This window comes from Paenibacillus rhizosphaerae (assembly GCF_014192015.1).
In the GTDB taxonomy this organism is placed as follows: domain Bacteria; phylum Bacillota; class Bacilli; order Paenibacillales; family Paenibacillaceae; genus Paenibacillus_AQ; species Paenibacillus_AQ rhizosphaerae.
In genome coordinates this window covers 481,500-505,934 of sequence record NZ_JACHXJ010000003.1, presented here as the reverse complement: position 1 = coordinate 505,934, position 24,435 = coordinate 481,500, and the positions used below count along the sequence as shown (strand labels likewise).

23 protein-coding genes are annotated in these 24,435 nt (G+C 54.8%); 19 read left to right on the top strand and 4 right to left on the bottom strand.

The features are described 5' to 3' along the window. The first annotated feature begins 16 nt into the window (after nt 1-16). Nucleotides 17-304, top strand: coding sequence for a hypothetical protein (locus tag FHS19_RS18955; protein ID WP_183583399.1), 288 nt, complete (start codon nt 17-19; stop codon nt 302-304). 127 nt (nt 305-431) lie between these two features. Continuing rightward, nucleotides 432-1,766 (top strand): DRTGG domain-containing protein, encoded by a 1,335-nt coding sequence (locus FHS19_RS18950; RefSeq protein ID WP_183583398.1) that lies wholly within the window; start codon nt 432-434, stop codon nt 1,764-1,766. 278 nt (nt 1,767-2,044) lie between these two features. Here FHS19_RS18950 and FHS19_RS18945 read toward each other — a convergent pair whose 3' ends face one another. The 3 genes from FHS19_RS18945 to FHS19_RS18935 are packed head-to-tail and all read right to left on the bottom strand — an operon-like array spanning nt 2,045 to nt 3,240. Further along, nucleotides 2,045-2,383 carry a YtpI family protein gene (locus tag FHS19_RS18945; protein ID WP_312887265.1) on the bottom strand — a complete coding sequence of 113 codons (339 nt, stop codon included), beginning with the start codon at nt 2,381-2,383 and terminating at the stop codon, nt 2,045-2,047. A gap of 23 nt (nt 2,384-2,406) precedes the next feature. Further along, the gene (locus tag FHS19_RS18940) at nt 2,407-2,910 is read right to left on the bottom strand and encodes a sporulation membrane protein YtrI (RefSeq protein WP_183583397.1); all 504 of its coding nucleotides are present in this window, start codon (nt 2,908-2,910) and stop codon (nt 2,407-2,409) included. Between the two features lie 3 nt (nt 2,911-2,913). Continuing rightward, nucleotides 2,914-3,240 (bottom strand): YtrH family sporulation protein, encoded by a 327-nt coding sequence (locus FHS19_RS18935; protein WP_076170474.1) that lies wholly within the window; start codon nt 3,238-3,240, stop codon nt 2,914-2,916. A 155-nt stretch (nt 3,241-3,395) separates the two neighbouring features. Here FHS19_RS18935 and FHS19_RS18930 point away from each other — a divergent pair, with 155 nt between their 5' ends. From FHS19_RS18930 to FHS19_RS18870, 13 genes are all read left to right on the top strand, one after another. After that, nucleotides 3,396-7,076 (top strand): DNA polymerase III subunit alpha, encoded by a 3,681-nt coding sequence (locus tag FHS19_RS18930; protein WP_183583396.1) that lies wholly within the window; start codon nt 3,396-3,398, stop codon nt 7,074-7,076. 220 nt (nt 7,077-7,296) lie between these two features. Then, the gene (locus tag FHS19_RS18925; protein ID WP_183583395.1) at nt 7,297-7,803 is read left to right on the top strand and encodes a phosphatidylglycerophosphatase A family protein; all 507 of its coding nucleotides are present in this window, start codon (nt 7,297-7,299) and stop codon (nt 7,801-7,803) included. A gap of 135 nt (nt 7,804-7,938) precedes the next feature. After that, nucleotides 7,939-8,127, top strand: coding sequence for a glutamate decarboxylase (locus FHS19_RS18920; RefSeq protein WP_076170471.1), 189 nt, complete (start codon nt 7,939-7,941; stop codon nt 8,125-8,127). 76 nt (nt 8,128-8,203) lie between these two features. Continuing rightward, nucleotides 8,204-9,094, top strand: a complete 891-nt coding sequence (gene accD / locus FHS19_RS18915) for an acetyl-CoA carboxylase, carboxyltransferase subunit beta (RefSeq protein WP_116232263.1) — start codon at nt 8,204-8,206, stop codon at nt 9,092-9,094. Further along, entirely contained in the window at nt 9,095-10,078 is a 984-nt protein-coding gene (locus FHS19_RS18910) for an acetyl-CoA carboxylase carboxyltransferase subunit alpha (protein WP_183583394.1), read from the top strand. It begins immediately after the preceding gene. Between the two features lie 136 nt (nt 10,079-10,214). After that, nucleotides 10,215-11,639 carry a pyruvate kinase gene (pyk, locus tag FHS19_RS18905; RefSeq protein WP_183583393.1) on the top strand — a complete coding sequence of 475 codons (1,425 nt, stop codon included), beginning with the start codon at nt 10,215-10,217 and terminating at the stop codon, nt 11,637-11,639. A gap of 211 nt (nt 11,640-11,850) precedes the next feature. Continuing rightward, the gene (locus tag FHS19_RS18900; protein WP_183583392.1) at nt 11,851-12,360 is read left to right on the top strand and encodes an acyl-CoA thioesterase; all 510 of its coding nucleotides are present in this window, start codon (nt 11,851-11,853) and stop codon (nt 12,358-12,360) included. Next, nucleotides 12,357-12,758, top strand: coding sequence for an FxsA family protein (locus tag FHS19_RS18895; protein ID WP_183583391.1), 402 nt, complete (start codon nt 12,357-12,359; stop codon nt 12,756-12,758). The genes FHS19_RS18900 and FHS19_RS18895 overlap by 4 nt, the downstream gene beginning before the upstream one ends. 339 nt (nt 12,759-13,097) lie before the next feature. Further along, nucleotides 13,098-14,213 carry a citrate synthase gene (gene citZ, locus FHS19_RS18890; RefSeq protein WP_183583390.1) on the top strand — a complete coding sequence of 372 codons (1,116 nt, stop codon included), beginning with the start codon at nt 13,098-13,100 and terminating at the stop codon, nt 14,211-14,213. A 123-nt stretch (nt 14,214-14,336) separates the two neighbouring features. After that, entirely contained in the window at nt 14,337-15,629 is a 1,293-nt protein-coding gene (gene icd, locus FHS19_RS18885) for an NADP-dependent isocitrate dehydrogenase (protein WP_183583389.1), read from the top strand. 15 nt (nt 15,630-15,644) lie between these two features. Beyond that, entirely contained in the window at nt 15,645-16,586 is a 942-nt protein-coding gene (gene mdh, locus FHS19_RS18880) for a malate dehydrogenase (RefSeq protein ID WP_183583388.1), read from the top strand. 135 nt (nt 16,587-16,721) lie between these two features. Further along, nucleotides 16,722-17,147, top strand: coding sequence for a hypothetical protein (locus tag FHS19_RS18875; RefSeq protein ID WP_076170462.1), 426 nt, complete (start codon nt 16,722-16,724; stop codon nt 17,145-17,147). A gap of 278 nt (nt 17,148-17,425) precedes the next feature. Next, nucleotides 17,426-18,301 carry an SDR family oxidoreductase gene (locus tag FHS19_RS18870; protein ID WP_183583953.1) on the top strand — a complete coding sequence of 292 codons (876 nt, stop codon included), beginning with the start codon at nt 17,426-17,428 and terminating at the stop codon, nt 18,299-18,301. Nucleotides 18,302-18,481: 180 nt separating this feature from the next. Here the strand turns inward: FHS19_RS18870 and yfbR are convergent, their stop codons facing one another. Beyond that, nucleotides 18,482-19,138 (bottom strand): 5'-deoxynucleotidase, encoded by a 657-nt coding sequence (gene yfbR, locus FHS19_RS18865; protein ID WP_183583387.1) that lies wholly within the window; start codon nt 19,136-19,138, stop codon nt 18,482-18,484. 328 nt (nt 19,139-19,466) lie between these two features. Here yfbR and pnpS point away from each other — a divergent pair, with 328 nt between their 5' ends. The 4 genes from pnpS (at nt 19,467) to pstB (ending at nt 24,417) form a co-directional block, all read left to right on the top strand. After that, the gene (gene pnpS / locus FHS19_RS18860; RefSeq protein ID WP_183583386.1) at nt 19,467-21,272 is read left to right on the top strand and encodes a two-component system histidine kinase PnpS; all 1,806 of its coding nucleotides are present in this window, start codon (nt 19,467-19,469) and stop codon (nt 21,270-21,272) included. 165 nt (nt 21,273-21,437) lie between these two features. Continuing rightward, a complete protein-coding gene (locus FHS19_RS18855; RefSeq protein ID WP_183583385.1) occupies nt 21,438-22,172 on the top strand; it encodes a response regulator transcription factor in 735 nt (244 codons plus the stop codon). 153 nt (nt 22,173-22,325) lie between these two features. After that, complete coding sequence (locus FHS19_RS35340) at nt 22,326-23,516, top strand: methyl-accepting chemotaxis protein (RefSeq protein WP_281382548.1); 1,191 nt, start codon at nt 22,326-22,328, stop codon at nt 23,514-23,516. A gap of 145 nt (nt 23,517-23,661) precedes the next feature. Beyond that, entirely contained in the window at nt 23,662-24,417 is a 756-nt protein-coding gene (gene pstB, locus FHS19_RS18845; RefSeq protein WP_183583383.1) for a phosphate ABC transporter ATP-binding protein PstB, read from the top strand. Nucleotides 24,418-24,435: the final 18 nt, after the last annotated feature.

Here is a 24,435-nt window from a genome sequence, read left to right as displayed (position 1 = left end):
AAGGAGCTGCGATGAGATGAAAAAAAGAAGCAAACTGAAGCATTCCATTTATCTACTTCTCGCTTTGGCGATGCTGGTGTACGCTCTGCCCCGGATCAACTTCAGCGGCGGATGGACCTGGGCTTCCGGGTTCGGAGCGGCCTGGGCCGTGTTTGCCTTTCTGATAATCGGCTCGCACCTGCATTATTTGCTTGGGGTGGACGAAGAGAAGCAAAGAGCGCTGGACCGCATCCGCAAGGCCAAGCTGCAGCAGTGGCAGCTGAAATGGCCGGAGGAAACACAGCAGCGGCAGGAAAATGTATAAATGCGATAAAAAGCTGTCTTGCGCAAAGTTTTTGCGTTAGGCGGCTTTTTTTGTGTTGTTATTTTCCGGCTCCAACCATGATATAATAGTACAGTATGGTACAGATAGAAACGTGGGGGTGTAACAGTTGGAGGGCCGCGATGAAACGATTACAAAACATGAGCAGCTGCTGCAGCATATCGAAGGGCTGAAAATTGGCACCAAGATTTCGGTCCGCAAGCTGGCGAAGGAAATGTCCGTTAGCGAGGGGACCGCTTACCGCGCGGTGAAGGACGCCGAAAACCTGGGCATCGTCGTGACCAAGGAAAGGATCGGCACTGTCCGGGTCGAGAAGAAGCCGCGGAATATTTCCGAGCAGCTCACCTTCGCCGACGTGGTCGAGATTGTGGAGGGCCACATGATCGGCGGAGCGGATGGACTCAATAAACATTTGCATAAATACGTCATCGGCGCCATGGAGGTGGATGCCATGGCCCGTTACATCGACGCGGGCAGCCTGCTCATCGTCGGCAACCGGGCCGACGCGCATTCGCTGGCGCTGGAGCAGGGAGCGGGGGTGCTCATCACCGGCGGATTCGGAACGAGCCGGGAGGTTAAAGAGCTGGCCGACGCGCTCGACCTGCCGATTTTTTCATCGCGCCACGACACGTTTACGGTGGCATCGTTGATCAACCGGGCTATCTTCGACCGGCTGATCAAAAAGAAAATTATGATCGTGGAAGACATCGTCAACACCCGGGCCAAAATTCATGCCCTCAAGCTGTCGAGCACCGTAGCGGAGTGCAAGGCGCTGGCGGACCAGACCGGACAGCTGCGGCTGCCGGTCATCGACGAGTGGAACCGGGTGCTCGGCATCGTGAACCGGAGGGATATGAAGGACCTGCCCGATGGGCAGAGCATTGAAAAGCTGCTGGTCCGCAATCCGGTCACGGCCGGACTGCAAACCTCGCTCGCGTCTGCGGCACAGCTCATGATGTGGGAGGGCGTGGATTTTCTGCCGATCGTCGACCGCAACCGCAAGCTGGTCGCGACCGTGTCGCGGAAGGAAGTGCTTCAAGCCATGCGCGACGCCCGCAAGCAGCCGCAGCTCGGCGAGACGTTCGACCATCTGATCTGGAATGGATTTGCGGATGAGCGGGATGAGGAGGGGCGCCTCTTTTTCCACGGCTTTATTACGCCGCAGATGGCAACGGACCTCGGCACGATTTCGGAAGGCATCCTGACCACGGTGATGACGCAGGCGGCGCTGCGGGCGGCGAAGGATATGACGGGGAACGATTTTGTCCTGGATAACATGTCGACGTACTTCGTCCGTCCGGTGCAGATCGAGGATCCGGTGACCGTCATGCCGCGATTGCTGGAGGCGAGCCGGCGGACGTGCAAGATCGAAATCGAAATGCAGCATGACGACAGCCTGGTAGCCAAAGCCGTGCTGACGCTGCATTCCATCGAGCACGGATAACGGTAAGGATTGGCGGATAGACGTAACGGCATGGTGCGGCATGTACATGAAGCCAATCCAAACTCGAACCGTAAAAGCGAGCTCTGGAGGTTATGACCCGCCCAGATACGTATACAGCAGCACGTATACAGGCAGACATAAATATAACCGGCAGCATCTTTGATCAAAGATACGGCCGGTTATTTGTTGTGTGTGGCCCTGATGTTCTCCCGCGCGTTAAAGTGGTCCTTTTCACGCATGTAAAGATTCAGGTTCGCTAAGCACTTGTAACACGATGTTCATGCTTTCGTATCGGAGGATTTCATGCGGCTGAAATGCCCCCGGTTGCGGATACCCGCGAAAATATTGAACGCCCCGAGGACGAGGAACAGCCCCTCGACAACGACCGCGGCGGTCGATCCATGGAAAATGAACATGCAGATCAGCGCAAGTACCACCAGCATCATACCAAGGCAGATATTCATATTCGAGCCGTACAAGCCCCGTTCACGGACATCGGCGGTACGCCGCGCGCGATAGCTGTAGTAAGCGGAACATAAACAGGTAATCACCAGCAGCGCAAATAGGCAATAGCGGATGACGGAAATCATCGAATGCTGCAGCTCCTTTACTGTCAATAGCTTCAATATTCCTCATTGTATCACGATTTGCCGACCGAAGCGACACTTTGAGGCTCGATGTCGATCCAGATCTGGAGCACGCCCTCCGCCACCAGCATCGTCTTGATTTCGATGGAATATTCCTTATCGCGCACCCTGTAAATTTTGCGATTGAGGAGGTTCCGGGCGATTTTGCTGTCCTCGTCGATATCGAAAATGTCCCGGCCCCGCAGCACCTCCAGATCCTCGCCGAGCTTGCTGATCACTTCCTTGACGATGACTGGATCGAGAGGTGGATCCTGCTGTTCCGCACGGATTTTGATTTCCTTGATCACGGTCTGCTGGTTGTTGTACTTTTTCAGCGTTTTGATGTCGTCTTCGTACTGCTGGATCCGAAGCTCCAGGTCCTGATTGGACGCCCAAAGCATGTCAAAGCTGGAGTGGAACACCGAATTATACACGACGCTTCCGATAACGGCGCCCAAGACGAAGACGGCGGTCATCTGGGAGAAATGGCGGTATCGGCTGAACGGTGGAATTCGCATCGGCTACTCCCTGCCGCCGCAAACCCATTTGACCAGCTCGCTGCCCATGTGGGCGCCGAGGAAGGCGAAGAGGAGGAACAGAACCTGCTTGATGGCGGGGGAAAGATTGCCGCCCATAAAATTGCTCTCGATGACCCGCATCGGATCGATCGTCCCGCCGATTGCCGCCGCCATCGCCCATATTTTAATCCGATCGGCCACTTCGAGCATGGTGTGTGTCGGTGATTGCAGCGAAATGACCGCACCGATCCCGCCGACCATCGCACCCCCCAGCACGATGCCGAAAGCGATAAAGAAATCCAGTATGGCTTTGGATAAAAACACGCTCATGAACCCCAGTCCTTTCCCAAGGAGGTCGGAAACGCCTTGTCCAGCGGTTTCCTTATTCCATTCTATGGGCGGTCCCAGGCGGATTATGATAAAATAATAAATAGTGCATGAAACGTTAAAAACCAGTGATCACTGCGGCGAAAAGGAGACGAGACATGAGTTCATTTGTGCATCTTCACGTGCATAGCGAATACAGCCTTCTGGATGGAGCGGCACGGATCTCGGACCTTGTCCGGAGAGCCGCGGAGAACGGAATGAAGGCGCTGGCGCTGACCGACCACGGGGTCATGTACGGCGCGGTGCCATTTTATAAAGCCTGTGTGGCCGAAGGCATCAAGCCGATTATCGGCTGCGAGGCCTACCTGACGGCCGGTTCCCGCAAAGAGCGCGGCAGCCGCAAGGATCAGCCGATCTATCACCTGATCCTGCTGGCCAAGAACGAGACGGGCTACCGCAATCTGATGAAGCTGTGCTCTATCGGGCACTTGGAAGGTTTTCACTATAAACCGCGCATCGACATGGATGCGCTCGCGAAATATCATGAGGGCATCATCTGCCTTAGCGCCTGCCTCGGCGGAGAAGTGCCCCAGCATCTGCTGCACGGCCGGACCGAAGAGGCGCGACGGGCGGCGCTCCGGTACCGGGACATTTTCGGCGAAGATTTTTACCTGGAGCTGCAGGACCACGGGCTGCCCGAACAGAAGCGGGTCAACCCGCAGCTGATCGAGCTCGCCCGGGAGCTGGAGGTTCCGCTCGTGGCGACCAACGATGTCCACTATCTCGTCCGTGAGGACGCCTCCATGCAGGACGTGCTGATCTGTATCGGTACGGGGAAAACGGTAGAGGACGAGGACCGGCTGCAGATTCAGACCGACCAGCTGTACCTGAAGAGCGGTGAGGAAATGGCCCGCTTGTTCCCGTATGTCCGCGAAGCTCTGGACAATACGCTCATCATTGCGGACAAATGCAGCCTGGAGCTGGAATTCGGCCGGTCCATCCTGCCGGAATACCGCCCGCTTCCCGAGGGGCAGACGGCTGCCGAATACTTGCGCGCCCTGTGCCTGGAAGGATTGGAGAGCCGCTACAGCATGACCGGCCTTTGGGACAGCGAAGAAGGGAAAAAAGAGCTTCTGCAGCGCCTTGACTACGAGCTCGGCGTCATCGGGAGCATGGGGTTCAGCGATTACTTCCTCATCGTTTGGGATTTTATCGCCTACGCGCACCGGCAGGGAATCGTAACGGGTCCAGGACGGGGCTCGTCGGCGGGCAGTCTCGTCGCATACGTGCTCCGCATCACGAACGTCGATCCGATCAAATACAACCTGCTGTTCGAACGTTTCCTGAACCCGGAACGGGTGACTATGCCGGATATCGATATCGACTTCAGCGACGAGCGCCGCGACGAAGTGATCGAATATGTGGCGGGTAAATACGGCAGCGAGCACGTTGCGCAGATTATCACCTTTGGAACGATGGCTGCGCGCGCGGCGGTACGCGACGTGGGACGCGCCTTGAACGTATCGTACGGCGAGGTGGACAAGGCGGCCAAGCTGATTCCGAACGCGCACGGTATCAACATCCGCCGGGCGATGGAAATCAGCGACGAGCTGAAGAAGCTGTACGAGCAGAGCCCCAAAACCCGCGAGATGCTCGACATGGCCATGAAGGTCGAAGGCATGCCGCGGCACGCGTCGACCCACGCCGCGGGCGTGGTGATATCGCGCGACCCGCTGACCGATGCGGTCCCGCTGCAGGAAGGCAGCGAGCGAACCGCGCTGACCCAATATCCGATGGAGCAGCTGGAAAGCATCGGCCTGCTCAAAATGGACTTCCTTGGTCTGCGCACCCTGTCGATCATTGAGCGGTCCATGCGCTGGATCGGGGAAATGACCGGCAGCGCGCCGGACTTCGCGCAGGTTCCGGACGATGACCCGCTGACCTATGAGATGCTGGGGAGCGGGGATACGACCGGCGTGTTCCAGCTGGAGTCCGCCGGCATGCGGCGGGTGCTCAAAGAGCTGAAGCCAAGCGTATTCGAGGACGTCATCTCGGTTGTGGCGCTGTACCGCCCGGGACCGATGGAGTTTATCCCGAATTTCATCCAGGCGAAGCACGGTACCATCCAGGTTGACTACCCGCATGACGATTTGAAGCCGATCCTGGCCGATACCTACGGTATCATTGTGTATCAGGAGCAGATCATGAAAATCGCCTCGCTGATGGCGGGCTTCTCACTCGGGGAAGCCGATCTGCTGCGGCGCGCCGTGTCCAAGAAGAAGAGGGAAGTGCTCGACCGTGAGCGCAGCCACTTCGTGGAGGGCAGCCTGAAGCAGGGATATACCGAAGAAGATGCGAACAAGGTATACGACATGATCGTGCGCTTTGCCGATTACGGTTTTCCGAGAGCCCACGCGGCCGCGTATGCCGTTCTGGCATTCCAGACCGCTTACCTCAAAGCGCACTTTCCGGTGCAGTTCATGGCCTCGATGCTAACGGCCGTCATGGGCAGCCACCGGAAGGTCGCGGAATACGTGGTGGAGTGCCGCCGGATGAACATCAAGGTGCTGCCGCCCGACGTCAACGAGAGCGGCGTGCTGTTTACGCCGGTAGCGGTAAACGCAGAGAACGGGGAGCCGGCCGAAGGGCCGGGGCATATCCGGTTCGGGCTGGGGGCCATCAAGAACGTGGGCACCCAAGCCGTGGAAAACATGATGCGCGTCCGGGAAGAGAAGCCGTTCGAAAGCCTGCTCGACTTCTGCCGCCGGATCGATCTGCGCGTCTGCAACAAACGGGTGATCGAGTCGCTGATTCAGGCGGGCGCCTTCGATTCGCTGCCGGGCCACCGCGCGCAGCTGCTCGCCATGCTCGACGAGACCGTCGAGGCCGCCGTCAAATGGCGCAAGGAGCGCGAGGATCTGCAGATCCAGCTGTTTGATTTTGTCGAAACGACGAATTGGGAAATCGAGTATCCCGACATTCCGCCGTTTTCCGCTTCCCAGCAGCTGGAGCACGAGCGCGAGCTGCTCGGTCTGTATCTGTCCGGCCATCCCCTGGACGACTTCGATGAAGTATTGGACGAACCGGGCGTGGAGCGGCTGATGAACCTGGCCGAGGCTGCGGACGAGGCGAAGGTGGTCGTCGCCGGCATGGTCGTGTCGGTGAAGACGATTACGACGAAGCAGGGCAAAGCGATGGCCTTCATGGAGCTTGAAGACCAGATCGAACGCTGCGAGGTGGTGCTGTTCCCTGAAGTCTGGAAGCGCAGCACGGACTATGCCGGCAAAGGCGAGCTGCTGGCGCTGCGCGCCAAGGTGCAGCAGCAGGACGAGGGCTTCAAGCTCCTCGCCGAGGAAGTGCTGCCGCTGGCCGGGGCCCCGCTTGCCCAGATGGTCAAGCGGAACCAGACGCCAGCCGGCGGCAAATCCTTCGCCGCGGGGCAGGGTCCCTCGCGGCGGCAGGGCGCGCCTGCGGGCCGCCCGGCCCCGCAGGCAGCCGCCGGCGATGCCGCCGCACCGGCCGCCGCACCGGCCGACGCCCCGTTGCGCAAGGAGCAGGGCGGCGGAGCAGCCGCCCCGGCGAAGGAACCGGCGCGCCGCACCAAAACGGCGGAGCAGCGCGTCTTCGTCAAAATCACGCCGGAAGCGGAGAACCCGGACCTGCTCGCCAAGCTGAAACAGCTGCTTCAGGAGCATCCGGGTCCGGTCGCCACGGTGCTCTTTTACGAGCAAAGCCAAAAGCTGCTTGCGCTTAGCGACAACTATCGGATCAAACCGTCGCCCGGATTTTTCGAAATGATCGAAAACATGCTCGGCAAAGGGACGGTCCGGATCAAATAGAAGGATTGATAGAAAGCCGATTGGCACAACAACCGGCAGCAATTCAATGACCCTTCGGACTTCTGCGGAATTGACACAGATTTTACGAACGTTTCCCGAGCCTCCCGCATACACTTAGGAACACCTAGGGACAACATTATCATGTGCCGCCCGGCTGCCTTGGGCAGATCGCATTTTTCGATGGACCCGGGGGCGGGCGTGCCGTGCGGGAGGAATAAACATGTCATATGATGCAGCGATTGCCATGCTGAGCCGCAGGGGAGTCAAAGTCGGGGATATCGCCGATATCGTGTATAAACTGCAAATCCCGTACCATCCGGAACTGGAGATCGACGAATGTGTGGAGAGCGTGAACGCCGTCCTCGGCAAAAGGGAAGTGCAGTACACGCTGCTGACCGGGATGGCCCTTGACCAGCTGGCGGAGAAAAAGCTTCTTCCCGAACCACTGCAGGCGATCATGGAGGCGGACGAACCGCTGTACGGAGTGGACGAGACGTTGGCGCTCGGCATTACGAGCGTGTACGGTATGATCGGACTGACAAGTTTTGGTTTTTTGGATAAAGAAAAAATCGGTATTATCGATACCCTGAACAATAAAAAGGACGAGATCCACGTTTTTCTCGATGATCTGGTCGCCGGGCTCGCCGCCGCGGCATCCGCGAGGATCGCCCACCGGTACAAGGGAGCCAAGCAGTATCCGTCCGCTTCCGGAAATTCCGGGTTGTAACGCCCGGCCGCCTTGAACGAACCCTCTGATCGGCCCGCCCGCGTCCTAGCACTTTGTTGCGGGAAAAAACGGAGTTATGTTATCATTACTCTATTATACGTGCTCAGAACATGAGATTAGGGGGTTCTGCAAGGAATGTGGACGGTCATCTATATCGCACCTACCGCCAAGGTAGCGGAAATGATCACGACCAAATTAACGGAAGAGGGATTTTTGGTTAAAAGCCGTCCGATCAATTTATCCAAGCAGCAGTTCGAGATTTTGGTCCCCTCTGGTGAGCTGGAGGAAGTCCAGGAAGTGCTTAATTCCATTTTGCATCCTTAATTTTAAGGAAACAAAGTGACGTTTATAGAGGCAGAGTGAGAGCGGCTGGGCAAATTAACGGCTGAGAGGTGTAGTTGTGTTTAAAGACTTGTTCCAGAAAAAAAGAAAATACGCGACCATTCCTTCAGAACGTGTAGGAAGAGGCAGCGAGCCGGGTGAAGAAAGACCGCGCCGGGAAATTCCCGAAGGCTTGATGAATAAATGTCCGAAATGCGGCAGCATTCAATACAGCAAAGAGCTGGAGAAAAATTTGAAGGTTTGCCCCAACTGCGGACATCATATGCGTCTGAATGCGTTGGAACGGATCCAAATGACGCTGGACGATGCAGGATTCGAAGAGTTCGACAGCGGGATGGTATCGGTCGATCCGCTCCAATTTCCGGGATATGCCAACAAGCTGGAGCAGCAGGCGCTCAAATCTGGCCTGCGCGAAGCGGTCATTACCGGACAAGGCACCATTGAAGGACTCCCGGTTGTCGTCGCTGTTATGAGCTTCGATTTCTTTACGGGAAGCATGGGTTCGGTCGTCGGCGAGAAAATTACCCGGGCGATCGAAATTGCGACCGAGAGGGATCTCCCGCTCATTATTTTCTCGACCTCCGGCGGAGCGCGTATGCAGGAAAGTATCCTGAGTTTGATGCAAATGGCGAAAACAAGCGCTGCTTTGTCCCGTTTTAACGAAAAAGGCGGCCTTTATATTTCGGTGATTACCGATCCGACGACAGGCGGGGTTTCGGCCAGCTTTGCCACGCTCGGCGATATTAACATCGCAGAGCCAGGGGCTGTGTTCGGCTTTGCCGGACGGATCGTTATCGAGCAGACCATCCGCCAGAAGCTCCCGGATGACTTTCAGACGGCGGAGTTCAATTTGGCGCACGGACAACTGGATCTGGTCGTCCACCGCAAAGAACTGCGCCAAATGCTGTACAAGCTGATCGAGATGCATACCGTGAAAGGGGGATATTAAGTGGCAGGAGAATTGCCTTTTGAAAAGCCCCTTGTGGAAATGCGGCAGAAGATCAATGAGCTGAAGCAATTCGGAGCGGACAAGGGGATTGATTTTAGCGACGAGATTGCGAGATTGGAAGAAAGATACGCCCAGCTGGAAGAAGAGTTGTATTCAAATATTACGGCCGCCCAAAAAATGCATTTGGCCAGACATCATCAGCGCCCCACTTCGCTCGATTTGATCCAGCTGATTTTCAGCGATTTCATTGAGCTGCACGGGGACCGTCTCTTTGGTGATGACCTCGCGGTCATTGGCGGGCTGGCCAAGCTGAACGGGACTCCGGTCACCGTGATCGGCCAACAGCGTGGGAAAGATACGAAGGACAACATTGCCCGTTTCTTCGGCAGTGCTCATCCGGAAGGCTTCCGCAAAGCGCTGCGGCTGATGCATCAAGCGGACAAATTTAAACGCCCGATTATCACTTTTATTGATACAAAAGGTGCTTATCCGGGTAATACAGCAGAAGAGAGGGGACAATCCGAGGCAATCGCCCGCAATTTACGGGAGATGGCCGCGCTGGGTGTTCCTGTTATTTGTGTGGTCATCGGCGAAGGTGGAAGCGGCGGTGCTCTTGCGATGGCCGTCGGCAACCGTGTGCTGATGCTGGAGCATGCGATCTATTCGGCGATTTCGCCGAACGGAGCGGCTTCGATCCTCTGGAAGGACGCATCCAAGGCGGATCAGGCGGCCGAGGCCATGAAGATCACAGCCAAAGATCTGCTTGAATTTGAAGTGATTGAAGAGATCGTGCCTGAACCGAAGGGTGGAGCGCACCGGGACTATGAGGCGACGGCCGCTGCCATCAAGGACAGCCTGGCACGCCATCTGGGCGAACTGTCGGGACTGGACAGCGCCGCTTTGAAGGAAGACCGGTATCAGAAGTTCCGCAAGATCGGCAAGTTTGCCTATGAACAATCTTCGCATGTCAGTGTGATAGATTAGTTCAATCTGGGCAAAGATGTATTATGACAAACTTTCAAACTTCCTATACAAAACTTTCGTTTTGTAGTAAATTTAATCTTTGGATAAAGACATGTAGGGTAGAGAGACTTTAAAGAATAAAACGGAGGAAACCCAAATGCGTAAAACAAAAATCGTATGTACCATCGGTCCTTCCAGTGAATCGTTGGAAAACACCAAAAAATTGATTATGGCCGGCATGAATGTTGCCCGTTTGAACTTCTCGCACGGCGATTTTGAGGAGCATGGCCGCCGGATCAACAACATCCGCGAGGCCTGCCGCGAGCTTGGCAAAACCGTTGCCATCCTGCTTGACACCAAAGGACCGGAAATCCGCACAGGCAAGCTTGCCGTGGAGCCGATCGAGCTGGTGCAGGATGAGTACATCACGCTGACGACCGAAGAAATTCTGGGCGACAAAGACCGGATTTCGATCACGTACAAAGATCTTCCTAGTGATGTGCAGCCGGGTTCGACGATCCTGATCGATGACGGATTGATCGGCCTGACGGTTGTGGAAGTCGAGGGCACTGAAATTAAATGCCGTATTGTCAATGGTGGTACGATCAAGAGCAAAAAAGGCGTGAACGTACCGGGTGTGGCGATTTCTCTACCGGGAATCACAGAGAAAGACGCGAACGATATCGTATTCGGGATCGAACAGGGCATCGATTTTATCGCAGCTTCCTTCGTACGCAAAGCAAGTGATGTTCAAGAAATCCGCGAGCTGCTCGCCAAGCACAATGCAGAGCACATCCAGATCATTTCCAAGATCGAGAACCAGCAAGGCGTGGACAACCTCGATGAAATTTTGGAAGCGTCCGACGGTCTGATGGTTGCCCGCGGCGACCTTGGCGTGGAAATTCCAGCTGAAGAAGTACCGCTGGTGCAAAAGCGCATGATCGAGAAATGTAATGTTGCCGGCAAACCGGTCATTACGGCGACGCAAATGCTGGATTCCATGCAGCGCAACCCGCGTCCGACACGCGCCGAAGCGAGTGACGTAGCGAATGCGATCTTCGACGGCACGGATGCAATCATGCTGTCCGGGGAAACGGCTGCCGGTAAATATCCGGTGGAATCCGTTCTGACGATGTCCCGCATCGCCGAGAAAGCAGAATCCGCGCTGAACTACCGTGAAATTTTCCTGAAGCAGCGGATTGCCCAGGAAACGACAATTACCGAAGCGATCAGCCAATCGGTGGCGATTTCCGCACTGGATCTGAACGCCAAGGCGATCATTTCTTCGACGGAATCCGGCCATACGGCACGCATGGTATCCAAGTACCGTCCGGAAGCTCCGATCATCGCGGTGACTACGCAGGAGCGCACGCTGCGCCGTCTGGCTCTGACTTGGGGCGTTACGCCGGTCCCAGGCAAGACCGCTACATCGACGGATGAAATGTTCGAGAACTCCCTGAAGGGCGGCCTGGAATCCGGTCTCGTAAAACCGGGCGATCTGGTTGTTATTACTGCAGGGGTTCCGCTGGGCCAATCCGGTTCGACGAACCTGGTGAAAGTCAGCCAAATTCCTAACGAATAAGAGGACTGCGGCGCAGACTGCCGCGAGCCTACCGATAGATTCATAGAAAAGCCTGTCAGGATTCATTCCTGGCAGGCTTTTTTGCGGATAACCGGACGGATTTCAGTAGCAGGCATCCCTTATGTTATACTAAATAGAATGAACTAAAGAAATGAATGTTATAGGCACTAATGAAGAACATTAATTACAGCAAGAAAGGGAACAGTGGAGGATGGGAAAAGATAACGGCATTCAGCTCAGCCGCTGGTATACGACGTCACTCCGGGTACGTTATCAGGAAAGCGACAAAATGGCTGTCGTCTACCATGCGAATTATTTAAACTGGTTTGAAATCGGCCGGACCGAAATGATCCGCGAATTGGGAATTACTTACCGCAGTATGGAGGATGAAGGCTTGTTTCTGCCCATCACGGAGCTTGACATGAAGTTTGTGCAGCCGGCGCGCTATGACGACGTGATTACCATTTTTACGAGAATGACGCGGTTCACCAAACTGCGGATTGACTATATTTATGAAATCCGAAGACTATCCGAACAGGAGCAGGTAACGTTTACCAGCAGCGGGTATAAAATCGGGGAAGAACTGCCTGGTGAACTGCTAGTCACGGGTTCGACGCAGCATGTGTGGCTGAACCGGGACTGGCAGCCCGTAAGGCTCGACAAGCACTCGTCTGCGCTGTATACGGCGCTGTCCAAATCGATTACAGGAGGAGGAGCATGACCACGTTCAGAAAATGGCTGCTTGCCCTGATCATTATCGTCCCGGTGGTCGAAATATTTGGCTTCGAATGGGTGGCTACCCGGGTGGGAGCGGCCAATACGCTGCTGCTGACCATCGTCACATCCGGAATCGGCATGCTGATGATGCGCTTTGAGGGGCGCAAGGTCCTGGAGGATTCACGGGCCAAGATGAATTCGGGCCAGGTTCCCGGCCGGAGCATGGTGGACGGCTTATGCGTGTTTATCGGAGGGATGCTGCTTGTCCTGCCCGGCTTTGTGACGGACCTGATCGGGTTTACGATGGTTTTTCCGCTGACTCGGCCGTTGTACCGCTATGTCATTTTGAAGTGGATCGAGCGGAAGATGAAAGATGGAAACATTAAGATTTACCGCCGTTAGCGGAAGGAAGAGCATAGCTGATAAAAAATTGTTTATTTGCCTGATAAAACAATTTGATGTTTTCTGTCACCTTGTAATTGTTCACATAGACGTCAAAATACTTTATGATAATAGATGGTTCCATTACTTGGCGCTTGGTGTCAGGTAGAGTAGCGGACAACGGTTTTGCGGGATCCGAACAGGAGAGTACAGCCCGCCCGGTTCCGCGTTAACGGCATTATGGCACGGCCTGTCTGCTGTGGATTGCGTCGATGGACGTTTTTCTTTTCAGTAAAATGTAACTGTTTTCACGGTTCATGCATGTTGTTAAAATTCCGTTATACGAAGGAGAGATGTACAATGACAGCTACCAAAGGTCTGGAAGGAATTGTTGCCGCAGCTTCTTCCATCAGCTCGATTGTCGACGGTGTGCTCACATACCGTGGTTATAACATTGATGACCTGGCAGCGAACGCGAGCTTCGAAGAAGTGGCTTTCCTGCTCTGGTTCGGAAAACTGCCGAATCAGGACGAATTGAGTCGCCTCCAGCAGGACCTCAGCGAGTATGCCGCAATTCCGGATGCTTTGATCGAACAAATGAAATTGTATCCTAAAGATATGAGCACGATGGCAGCTCTCCGTTCCGCCGTATCCGCCCTGGCGCTGTACGATGCGGAAGCCGACGATATGAGCCGTGAAGCCAATGAGCGTAAGGCAATCCGCCTGCAGGCACAGCTCCCTACGATTATTGCGGCCATGGCCCGTCTCCGCAAAGGCCAGGAGCCTGTCGCACCGAAAGCAGGCTTGTCGGTTGCCGAAAACTTCCTGTATATGCTTAGAGGCGAAACGCCTGAGGAGACTTCGGTGAAGGCTCTCGACCAGGCCCTTGTACTGCATGCCGACCATGAGCTGAACGCTTCGACGTTTGCGGCGCGCGTAACCGTGGCGACGCTTTCGGACATCTACTCCGGCGTAACATCGGCGATCGGCGCACTGAAAGGCCCTCTGCACGGCGGTGCCAACGAAGCGGTTATGAAGATGCTGAACGAAATCGGAAGCATCGACAAAGTTGAGCCTTACATTCAAGAGAAGCTCGACAATAAAGACAAAATTATGGGCTTCGGCCATCGCGTTTACAAAAACGGGGATCCCCGTGCGAAGCACCTGCAGAAGATGTCCCGTGAGCTGGGCGAAATGAAAGGGGATACAGGCCTGTACGAAATGTCCGTCAAAGTGGAGGACATCGTGACTGGCCAGAAGGGACTGAAGCCGAATGTGGACTTCTACTCCGCTTCCGTATATACTCAGCTTGGCATCGAGCAGGAGCTTTTCACGCCGATCTTTGCGATCAGCCGCGTGTCGGGATGGACGGCGCACATTCTGGAACAATATGAAAACAACCGCATCATCCGTCCGCGTGCCGAATATGTCGGCCAAACGGATCAAAAATATGTTCCGATTGAGCAGCGTTCTTAAGGTATAATAGGAAAAGGGGGAACACCGTGTACGATTAACCCGGGCACGGGCGGTTCCCTCTGGCTTTGTGCTTGTCCCGGCAGGAATAAGATGCCCGACGAAAACTATAAGGAGGAATTATTCATGAAACTCGAGAAATTTGCACTCCCTACCGAAGGTGAAAAGATTGAAATAACGAACGGCAAGCTGCAGGTTCCAAACAATCCAGTCATTCCGTTCATCGAAGGCGACGGCACAGGCCGGGATATCTGGAGAGCCTCTAAGCGCGTTCTGGATGCAGCTGTAGAGAAGGCTTACAACGGCGAGAAAAAAATCGCCTGGTATGAAGTATTTGCCGGCGAAAAAGCCTACAATACATACGGGGAGTGGCTGCCGAACGATACGCTCGAAGCTATCCGCGAGTATATTGTAGCAATCAAAGGACCTTTGACGACGCCAATCGGCGGCGGTATCCGTTCCCTGAACGTGGCCCTGCGCCAAGAGCTCGATCTGTATGTCTGCCTGCGTCCTGTGCGCTACTTCAACGGCGTGCCATCTCCGGTTAAGCATCCTGAGCTGGTCGACATGGTCATCTTCCGCGAAAATACGGAAGACATCTATGCAGGTATCGAGTACAAGGAAGGCACGGAGGAAGTGAAGAAGGTTATCAAATTCCTCCAGGAAGAAATGGGCGTAAACAAAATCCGTTTCCCTGAAACTTCCGGTATCGGAATCAAGCCGGTATCTTCCGAAGGCTCCAAGCGCCTCGTTCGCGCTGCAGTAGAATACGCCATCAAGCACGGCCGCAAGAGCGTTACGCTCGTTCACAAAGGCAACATCATGAAATTCACCGAAGGTGCCTTCAAGAACTGGGGTTACGAAGTGGCTGAACAGGAGTTTGGCGATAAAGTGTTCACTTGGGCACAATATGACGTAATCAAGGAAAAAGACGGCGTTGACGCTGCGAATGCCGCTCAAAAAGCCGCTGAAGCCGAAGGCAAAATCATCATCAAGGATGCGATTGCCGACATCGCTCTTCAGCAGGTGCTGACTCGTCCGACGGACTTCGACGTGATCGCTACCCTGAACCTGAACGGCGACTATCTGTCCGACGCCCTTGCTGCCCAAATCGGCGGTATCGGTATCGCTCCGGGAGCAAACATCAACTACGTGACGGGACACGCGATCTTTGAAGCGACGCACGGAACGGCTCCGAAATATGCGGACAAAGACGTCGTGAACCCCGGTTCGGTCATCCTGTCCGGCGTTATGCTGCTTGAGCACCTGGGATGGCAGGAAGCGGCTGATCTGATCTACAAAGGCATGGAAACATCGATTAACAATAAGACGGTAACTTACGATTTTGCCCGTCTGATGGAAGGCGCGACGGAAGTTAAATGCTCCGAGTTTGCTGACGAAGTTATCAAAAACATGTAGGGGAGAGATCCGATCATGGCCTTGACTCGTAAAAAGATTACCGTTGTGGGTGCCGGTTTTACCGGTGCCACGACGGCGCTGATGCTCGCGCAAAAGGAACTTGGCAACGTGGTGCTGCTGGATATTCCTCAACTGGAGAACCCAACCAAGGGCAAGGCGCTGGACATGCTGGAAGCGAGTCCTGTTCAAGGCTTTGACAGTCAGATCATCGGTACCTCGAATTATGATGATGCGGCTGGCTCCGACATCGTGATCATTACGGCCGGCGTTGCCCGCAAACCGGGTATGAGCCGTGACGACCTCGTAAACACCAATGCAGGCATCGTTAAGTCGGTCTGCGAAAACGTAAAACGCGTAGCACCGGAATCGATTGTGATCATCCTGAGCAATCCGGTGGACGCCATGACGCACGTCGCTTACAAGACACTCGGTTTCCCTAAGAACCGCGTCATCGGCCAATCCGGCGTCCTTGACACGGCCCGCTACTGTACGTTTATCGCTCAGGAGCTGAACGTCTCCGTCGAGGATGTGCGCGGCTTTGTGCTCGGCGGCCATGGCGACGACATGGTGCCTCTCGTCCGGTACTCCAGCGTCGGCGGCATTCCGATCGACACGCTGATATCGCCGGAGCGCATTCAGGAGATTGTGCAGCGCACCCGCGTCGGCGGCGGCGAAATTGTCAACCTGCTCGGCAACGGCAGCGCGTACTACGCTCCGGCGGCCTCACTGGTTCAAATGGCGGAAGCCATCCTTAAGGACAAGAAACGGATTATTCCGGTCATCGCGCGTCTTGACGGCGAATACGGCTACCATGACATTTTCCTTGGCGTACCAACGATTCTCGGCGGCAGCGGCATCGAGAAAGTGTTCGAGCTGGAGCTGACGGCCGAAGAAAAAGCGGCGCTGGATAAATCGGCTGATTCCGTCCGCAATGTCATCGCTGTAGTGAACGTATAAGCGGGACCATTCGTGTCCAAACTTTGAACAAGAAAACCTCTAATGTGTGACAACCATAGAGGTTTTCTTTTCTTTTCAAAGGTTTATAAGTATAATAAATGTTATGGAAACAGAAGCACGCGGGGAGGAAATGGAATGACGACAGTGATGTTTTTCGTACATATTTTGGGAGCGTTGGCTCTCGGATTCTATCTGGTTCTGCCATTCGTCGTAGGGAAAGTGGCCGGTTTGTCACTCCCTGCTCAGGAAGGCAGCGCGGCAGCCATCCGCAGCCTCAATACGTTTGCTCAGGTAGGCCTTGTGATCCAGCTGTTGACAGGCGGCTATCTGATGAGCCAAGGCGACTATTCCGTACCATGGATGATCATTATTGTCATCCTGCTGCTGGCGCTCGGCGCAATCAGCGGAATTATGGGCAAGCCGCTCCGTCTGGCGATCAAGGGCATTCAGGAAAAAAGGGATATTTCCGTAGAAATGGGGAAAATCCGTACGCTCAGCGCTCTGCTGGCGATCTGCCTGTTGATCATGACTTTCTTCATGGTCTACAACCACATTATTTAAGCTATAAGGGATCTATCGTAGATGACTCCGCGTTGCGGGGTCATCTTTTTTTAGAGATCAGAAAGTCTACGTTTCGGAGCCTCCGCTTCCTGATCTCGCAAGAAAAACTGAACCAGAGTCTGTTTTTCTTGATGGAGAGCGGTCTTCTGCTGTTTAACTCCGGAAGCGGTGTGGTAAGTATCAACGGTAGAGAATAATCCATCCGTCATATGCCATCCTAATACGGAATGTGATGGCATGTGCACCGATGAGACCCATCCGTGAAAGGAGAATGAATGATGTCAGGAAATTCGCAATCGCAATCCAAACAAACTCTGCCTCCTCAGCATCAGAATCATCAGCCGGGGACGGAATCGGAAATGAACCCTCTACCGAAATACGAGCCCAAGGATTACAAAGCCGCGGGCAAGCTGCAGGGCAAAAAAGCGATCATCACCGGCGGCGACAGCGGGATCGGCCGTGCGGTGGCCGTAGCCTTCGCCAAAGAAGGCGCCGATATCGCGATCGTATATCTGAATGAGCACGGGGATGCTGAGGAAACGAAGCGCCAGATCGAGCAGGAAGGGCGCAAATGCCTGCTGATCCCCGGCGATATCGGAGACGAGTCCTTCTGCAAAAACACAGTCAACCAGACGGTACAGGAGCTGGGCGGACTGGATATTCTGATCAACAACGCGGCGGAGCAGCATCCGCAGCAAAAAATTGAGGACATTACGAAGGAACAGCTGGAAAAGACGTTCCGTACGAACATTTTCGGCATGTTCTTTATGACCAAGATGGCGATGCCGTATCTGAAGCATGGCAGCGCCATCGTCAACACGGCCTCCATTACGGCCTATAAAGGCAACCCGACGCTAATCGATTACTCCTCGACGAAGGGCGCAATCGTCAGCTTCACGCGTGCGCTGTCCATGAACGTGGTGGAGAAGGGCATCCGCGTGAACGCGGTAGCTCCGGGGCCGATCTGGACACCGCTCATTCCGTCCACGTTCGACGCCCAGCAGGTGAGCCAGTTTGGCGCGTCGCAGCCGATGAAGCGTCCGGGTCAGCCGGAAGAGCTGGCGCCGGCCTATGTCTACCTGGCATCGGATGACTCGTCCTACGTCAGCGGACAGGTGATCCACGTGAACGGCGGCGAAGTTGTGAACGGCTAAGCCAAACGGAACGTTGAAAAAGGGCAGCGATGCCTTGGAACCTCTGGCAGGCACAGCCCATATTTGGATGGGGTGTTATCCATAGGGATTGGCCTCAACCAGCCCCTTTGAGCAAAAGGTTGTACCCGGAAGATGGAGCTCCGGGTACAACCTTTTTTGGTGGAAGCTTCTGAGGCTGCTTCATTCTGGACGGCCGCCGTCATTTCCGTCGGCAGTACCGGCTGGGTTACTGCCGCCCTCATCGTCGGCGGACAGCTCATCCAGCGACATTTCGAAGCTCGGCGCCATATTTTCCAGGAAATAATCCGCCTCGGCGAGCTTCATCTGGCGGATCTTCGCCAGCGTCTGCTCTTTGGCGGCGGCGAATTCCCGGTTGCCTGCGGCAACCTCACGCGTACACTTCAGGTACGCGTCGAGCCGGTCGGCGGCCTTGACATAGAGGAGCAGCTCGGACTCCTGTTCATCCGCTGCATCCGGATGAAGCAGGGGGCCGTAAACCGCCTGCAGCTCCGGAGGCACCATGCCGGCAAGGCGCTCCGCGGCGATCTGCTCCATCTCGCGGAAGCTTCCGAGGAGCCGCGGATTGTTATGCTTCACCGGCGTGGCGATATCGCCGGTGAACACCTCCGCCGCGTCGTGAAACAAGGCGAGGGACGCGGCACGGTCCGCATTGAGCTGGCGCCCGAAGTAGACATTGCCGATATGGCAGAGCATATGTGCGAGCAGAGCGACGTGATACGAGTGCTCCGCCACATTTTCCGGCGAGGTGCTGCGCATCAGGCTCCAACGCTGGATATACTGCAGACGGTACAAGTAAGCGGAAAAATGATAGTTCAACGTTCGGTTCTCCTTTCGAGCTGGATAGATTGAACTAAAGGGTTACAACGGATTTCCTGTTAACAGCCGGACAGAGGCATATAACCTCATTTCTTTAGTTCATTCTATATGGATAGATTGAACTAAAGGTTGCAGCGGATTTCCTGTTAACAGCCGGACAGAGGCATATAACCTCATTTCTTTAGTTCATTCTATATGGATGATCTTATTATATCCGGGAAGAGACACCCTGGAACAGGGCTGTCCATTTTCCACTGGTCAAAGGGCGGGATTCACGTTACGATTAGGAATAGAAAAAGAGGAAACTTGAGGATAAAGGAAGGGACCCATGAAACCTTTTCGGATCAGATTGACGCTGATTCTTATGGTGATGATCGGCGTATCCATGCTCGGGGCAGGCATCACGATGGCCCAAGTGTTCAAGAAATCGCACATTACAGGACTTGAAGAGAATATGGTCCGCGAAATAAAGCTGCTCAGCACCACGTTTGATTTCATGCCGATGCAGGCGGCGGATGCGGTCAGCTATTATACTAGCGAAGCCGAGAAGCTCGGCAAGCTGACGGAAGCGCGGGTGACCTTTATTAAAAGGGACGGTACCGTGGTCGGCGATTCGGAAAGCAATCCGCTGGAAATGGACAACCACAGCAAGCGGGAGGAGGTTGTGTCGGCTCTGAAGGAAGGGGTTGGGCACGCCATTCGTTACAGCGATACGCTCCGCCAGAATATGCTGTATGTGGCGGTGCCGGTGACTTCCGGCGCGAATTTCGACGGCTTCATCCGGCTGTCGGTCAGCCTGAAATCCGTCGATGAGGGCGTCCGGAACGGCTGGATGGTCATGGCCGTCGGCCTCATTATCCTGTTTGCCGCGGCAGCCTTGATCAGCTACCGTATCGCGTCCGGGATGACGTCGCCGCTGGAGAAGATCACCCGGGTGGCCAGACGTATTTCGCAGCAGGATTACGACGCGCGTGTAGACCTGCGCAGAAAGGACGAAATCGGCCTTCTGGGCAAGGCGATCAACGGGATGGCCGACAGCCTGCAGACACAGCTGAAAACGATCCAGGACAATGAGGATTTGCTGCAAAGCGTGCTCGACAATATGACGGGAGGCATTCTGCTTGTGGATGCCGAAGGAAAGATTGCGCTGGTGAATCCGGCAGCCGAGAACATGCTGAGCGTGAATGCCCAGAACATTACGGGCCGCTCTTATGATGAACTGAAGCAGTACTACGAACTGACGAAGCTGATCAAGGAAGGGATCTCCGAGCGCATCGAAATCCACGAGGAGCGAAAGGTCTACATTCCTCAGGAAACGATCCTCCGCATGGACGGGGTTCCGATGTTCCGGGAGCAAAGCGGCAAAGAGTTCAGCGGCATGCTGTTTCTGCTGCAGGACGTTACGGCGATCCGCAGGCTGGAAAATATGCGCAGCGAATTTGTGGCCAATGTTTCCCATGAGCTCAAGACGCCGGTGGCGGCGGTCAAGGGCTTTGCGGAAACCCTGCTGAACGGTGGCGTCAATGACGAGAAAACGGCCAAGTCGTTTTTACAGATCATTTTCGATGAGAGCGAGCGGCTGAACCGTCTGATCAGCGATATTTTGGATTTGTCCAAAATCGAATCCAAGCAGTCGCCGATGGATTACGCTCCCGTCGACGTGTCCACGTTCTTTGGGACGATGATGGATACGCTTGGCACGGTCGCCAAGAAAAAAAGGATCTCCCTGCAGACGGACATTCCGGATGAGTTGTTTCTCGAGGCGGATGAGGACAAGCTGCGGCAAATTTTTATCAATCTGCTTTCGAATGCGATCAGCTATACCCAGGATGGTGGCAGAGTCGAGCTGGCCGTGCACGATGCGCAGGACGCCGACGGGAATGAACTAGTCGTGTTCACTGTTTCCGATACGGGCATCGGCATTCCGAAGAAGGACCTGCCGCGGATATTCGAGCGCTTTTACCGGGTGGATAAGGCAAGATCGAGAAGCTCGGGAGGAACCGGGCTGGGGCTTTCGATCGTGAAGCATCTGGTAGAACTCCATCATGGGGCGATATCCGTGGAAAGCGAGCTCGGCATCGGCACGACGTTTACGGTTAAGCTTCCGATGCTTCAGGAACCGGACGGATTGTAAACGGGTGGAATGGAATATTCCTCCTTTTCGTTAGAGACAATAGGCTTATCTTTTCGAAAAAGGTAAACATTATGTATTCTTTTACACAGCGTTAACAATCAGATGATAAGATGTTGCTTGTCAGCATTCATTCATTTGATACAAGAAACAGGGGGACCGGTGAATATGACTCAACGATTGTTGGTAATCGAGGATGAGCCGACGCTCGCCAGATTGCTTTCGTACAACTTGACGCAGGAAGGCTACGATGTCACGATTGAGGACCACGGCACGTCCGGGTACGAGCGGGCCGCCCACGAGCCTTACGACCTCATTATTTTGGATTTGATGCTGCCGGGAATGAATGGTTTTGACATTTTGAGCAAACTCCGCGGCAAGGGGATTGAGACGCCGGTAATTATTTTGACGGCCAAGAACGCGGAGGAAGAGGTCGTGCAGGGCCTTAAGCTGGGCGCCGACGACTATATTACGAAACCGTTCGGGGTTTCGGAGCTGCTGGCGCGCGTAAGCACCGTGCTTCGCAGAGTGTCCGGTCCCGGAGAGGAAGCGGCGGCCGTTCCGGAATCGCCTACCTCGGCCATCACGCTCGGACAGCTGGAGATTTATCCGGAGAAATACGAGGTCATGCTGGGCAGTACCAGCATTAATCTGCGGCCGAAGGAATTTGAAGTGCTGCTGTATCTCGCCCGCAAGCCCGGCGTTGTCCTGACCCGGGATGATTTGATGAACGCGGTGTGGGGGTTTGATTACATCGGGGGTCAGCGGACGGTGGATGTGCACGTCAGCTCACTGCGCAAGAAGCTGGAACTCGATCCCGAATCCGTTCACATCGACTCCATTCGCGGCGTTGGTTATAAGCTGGTCGTCAATAAAAAGAGAAGCTCTCATCCTGTGGAATAAAGGTGAGAGCTTCTTTTTTGCATACATTAGACCTAAGGAACTAGTTCTATGATCATAGGTTTACATACAATTTACACTCCCCGCATATTCTCTTAACGCTCGGGAGGTATGATGCGGCTAAAGACTAGAGAGCCGAAGAGGGGGAGGGCCATATTGTCCACACTGTACGCCGATCTGGAACAAAGCATTCGTGCAAATGGAAACCCAGCTCAAGAAGGTAATGCCTCCGCGCAAGGCCATACTGAAGCCAGCACTCCGGAGGGAGAGGATTCGGAGGGGCGTCCCACGCCGGCGGAATACTGCCGGATGGTTCCGCTGCTGGACGCCCAGACGAGCTGCCGTGAAGTTCTGGAGCTCATCAAGGAGCAGCCGGATCTTCCCTGCGTGGTGATCGGGGGGAATGAGGGCGTGCCGTTTGGGCTGGTCATGCGGGACACCTTTTACCGGAAGCTGACCGGCCGGTTCGGTGCCGATCTGTACTTTGCCCGTCCAGTTGAGAAATTTGCGGATATGCAGCCCCTGATCGCCGATATTGGAGCCGATCCCGGACGGCTGATCCAGCAGGCGCTGGACCGTCCCGAATCTCAATTTTATGACTGCGTCATTTTGACGGATCAGGGGCAGCTGGCAGGCGTATTGACGGTTCTGGATTTGATGATCCTGTCGGGCCTGCTTCAGACGGGGGCTGAGCAGCGGCGCAGGCAGACAGTAGCGGAAAGCTTCAGGCATGTCACCGGCATGGAGGAATCGCTGCAGCAGGTAGCGGAGGCGGCAAACGCCACGCTGATGGAATGCCGCCAGATGAAGGAATGGTCGCTGTACGGGCGCAGCAAGCTGGATGAGGTCGGCCAGTCTTATTCCAATGTGGTGGAGCGGATGAACGCCAACCAGCAGCAGGTGGCCCGGCTGATCCAGGATGTCGACACGATCTCGGCATTAACCCGGAGCATTTCGGAGCTGGCGGATAAAAGCAATCTGCTGGCGATGAACGCATCGATTGAGGCGGCGCATGCCGGCGAACACGGACGCGGCTTTCAGGTCGTGGCTGCTGAAGTCAGATCGCTGGCAGGACAAACGCGGCAGCTGGCGGCGGATATTTCCGGACTGCTCGGAAGCATCAGCCGGCTGGCGAAGGAAACGGGGGCTTTAACCACGGCCGGAGTGGGCGAGATCTCGGCAAGCGCGGAGCTGCTCGGCGAAGGAAGCCGGATGTTCGGTGAGCTGGAAAAGGCGGTCGAGCACGTGGAGGGGACCGGCGAAACCGTGAATCGGTTGGCGGGAGATACGGCCATACGGGCCGCCGTCATCCGGCAGGAATTGGAAAAGGGAAGTTCTTTTGCTTAATATTGGATCTGCGAGTTTACACATTTTACACTGCGTTTACAATTGTGGGACACAGTATTTACATAACGGCATTACTATAGATAGGTGCCATATAGAAGAACTGAACTCCATAGACCCTTTTTGAAAAAAGGAGAAGCGATTGTAAATGGAAGATATTATCGATATTGAGCAGTTGAACTTGTATTACGAGCAGTTTCATGCGCTTAAAAATATAGACCTGGACATTCCCGAAAAAACGATCACTGCCTTTATCGGCCCTTCCGGATGCGGCAAGTCAACCTTGCTGCGGACGCTGAACCGGATGAATGACATGATCACAGGCACGCATATCGAAGGCTCCGTCAAAATCGGCGGCAAAGATATTTACGGAAATGACGTGCATGTGGAAGTCCTTCGCAAGCAGGTGGGCATGGTGTTTCAGCAGCCGAATCCGTTCCCTAAATCGATTTACGACAATATTGCCTACGGGCCCCGTCTGCATGGCACACGCGATAAGAAGGAGCTCGATGAAATTGTGGAGCAAAGCCTCCGCCAGGCAGCGCTGTGGGAAGAGGTCAAGGATTACTTGAAGCGTTCGGCCCTCAGCCTATCGGGCGGACAGCAGCAGCGTCTGTGCATTGCCAGAGCATTGGCGGTTCAGCCGGACATTCTTCTGATGGATGAGGCGACCTCCGCGCTCGATCCGATTTCGACGCTTAAGATCGAGGAATTGGTGCAGGAGCTTAAGGAGACCTATACCATCGTTATGGTTACTCACAATATGCATCAAGCTGCCCGGATTTCCGGCCGTACGGTATTTTTCCTGAACGGGGAAGTCGTCGAAGCCGACGATACCAAGGAGTTGTTTACCAATCCGCGGGACTCGCGTACCGAAGATTATATTTCCGGGCGTTTCGGGTAGTCGGCAGCAAGATGAGTA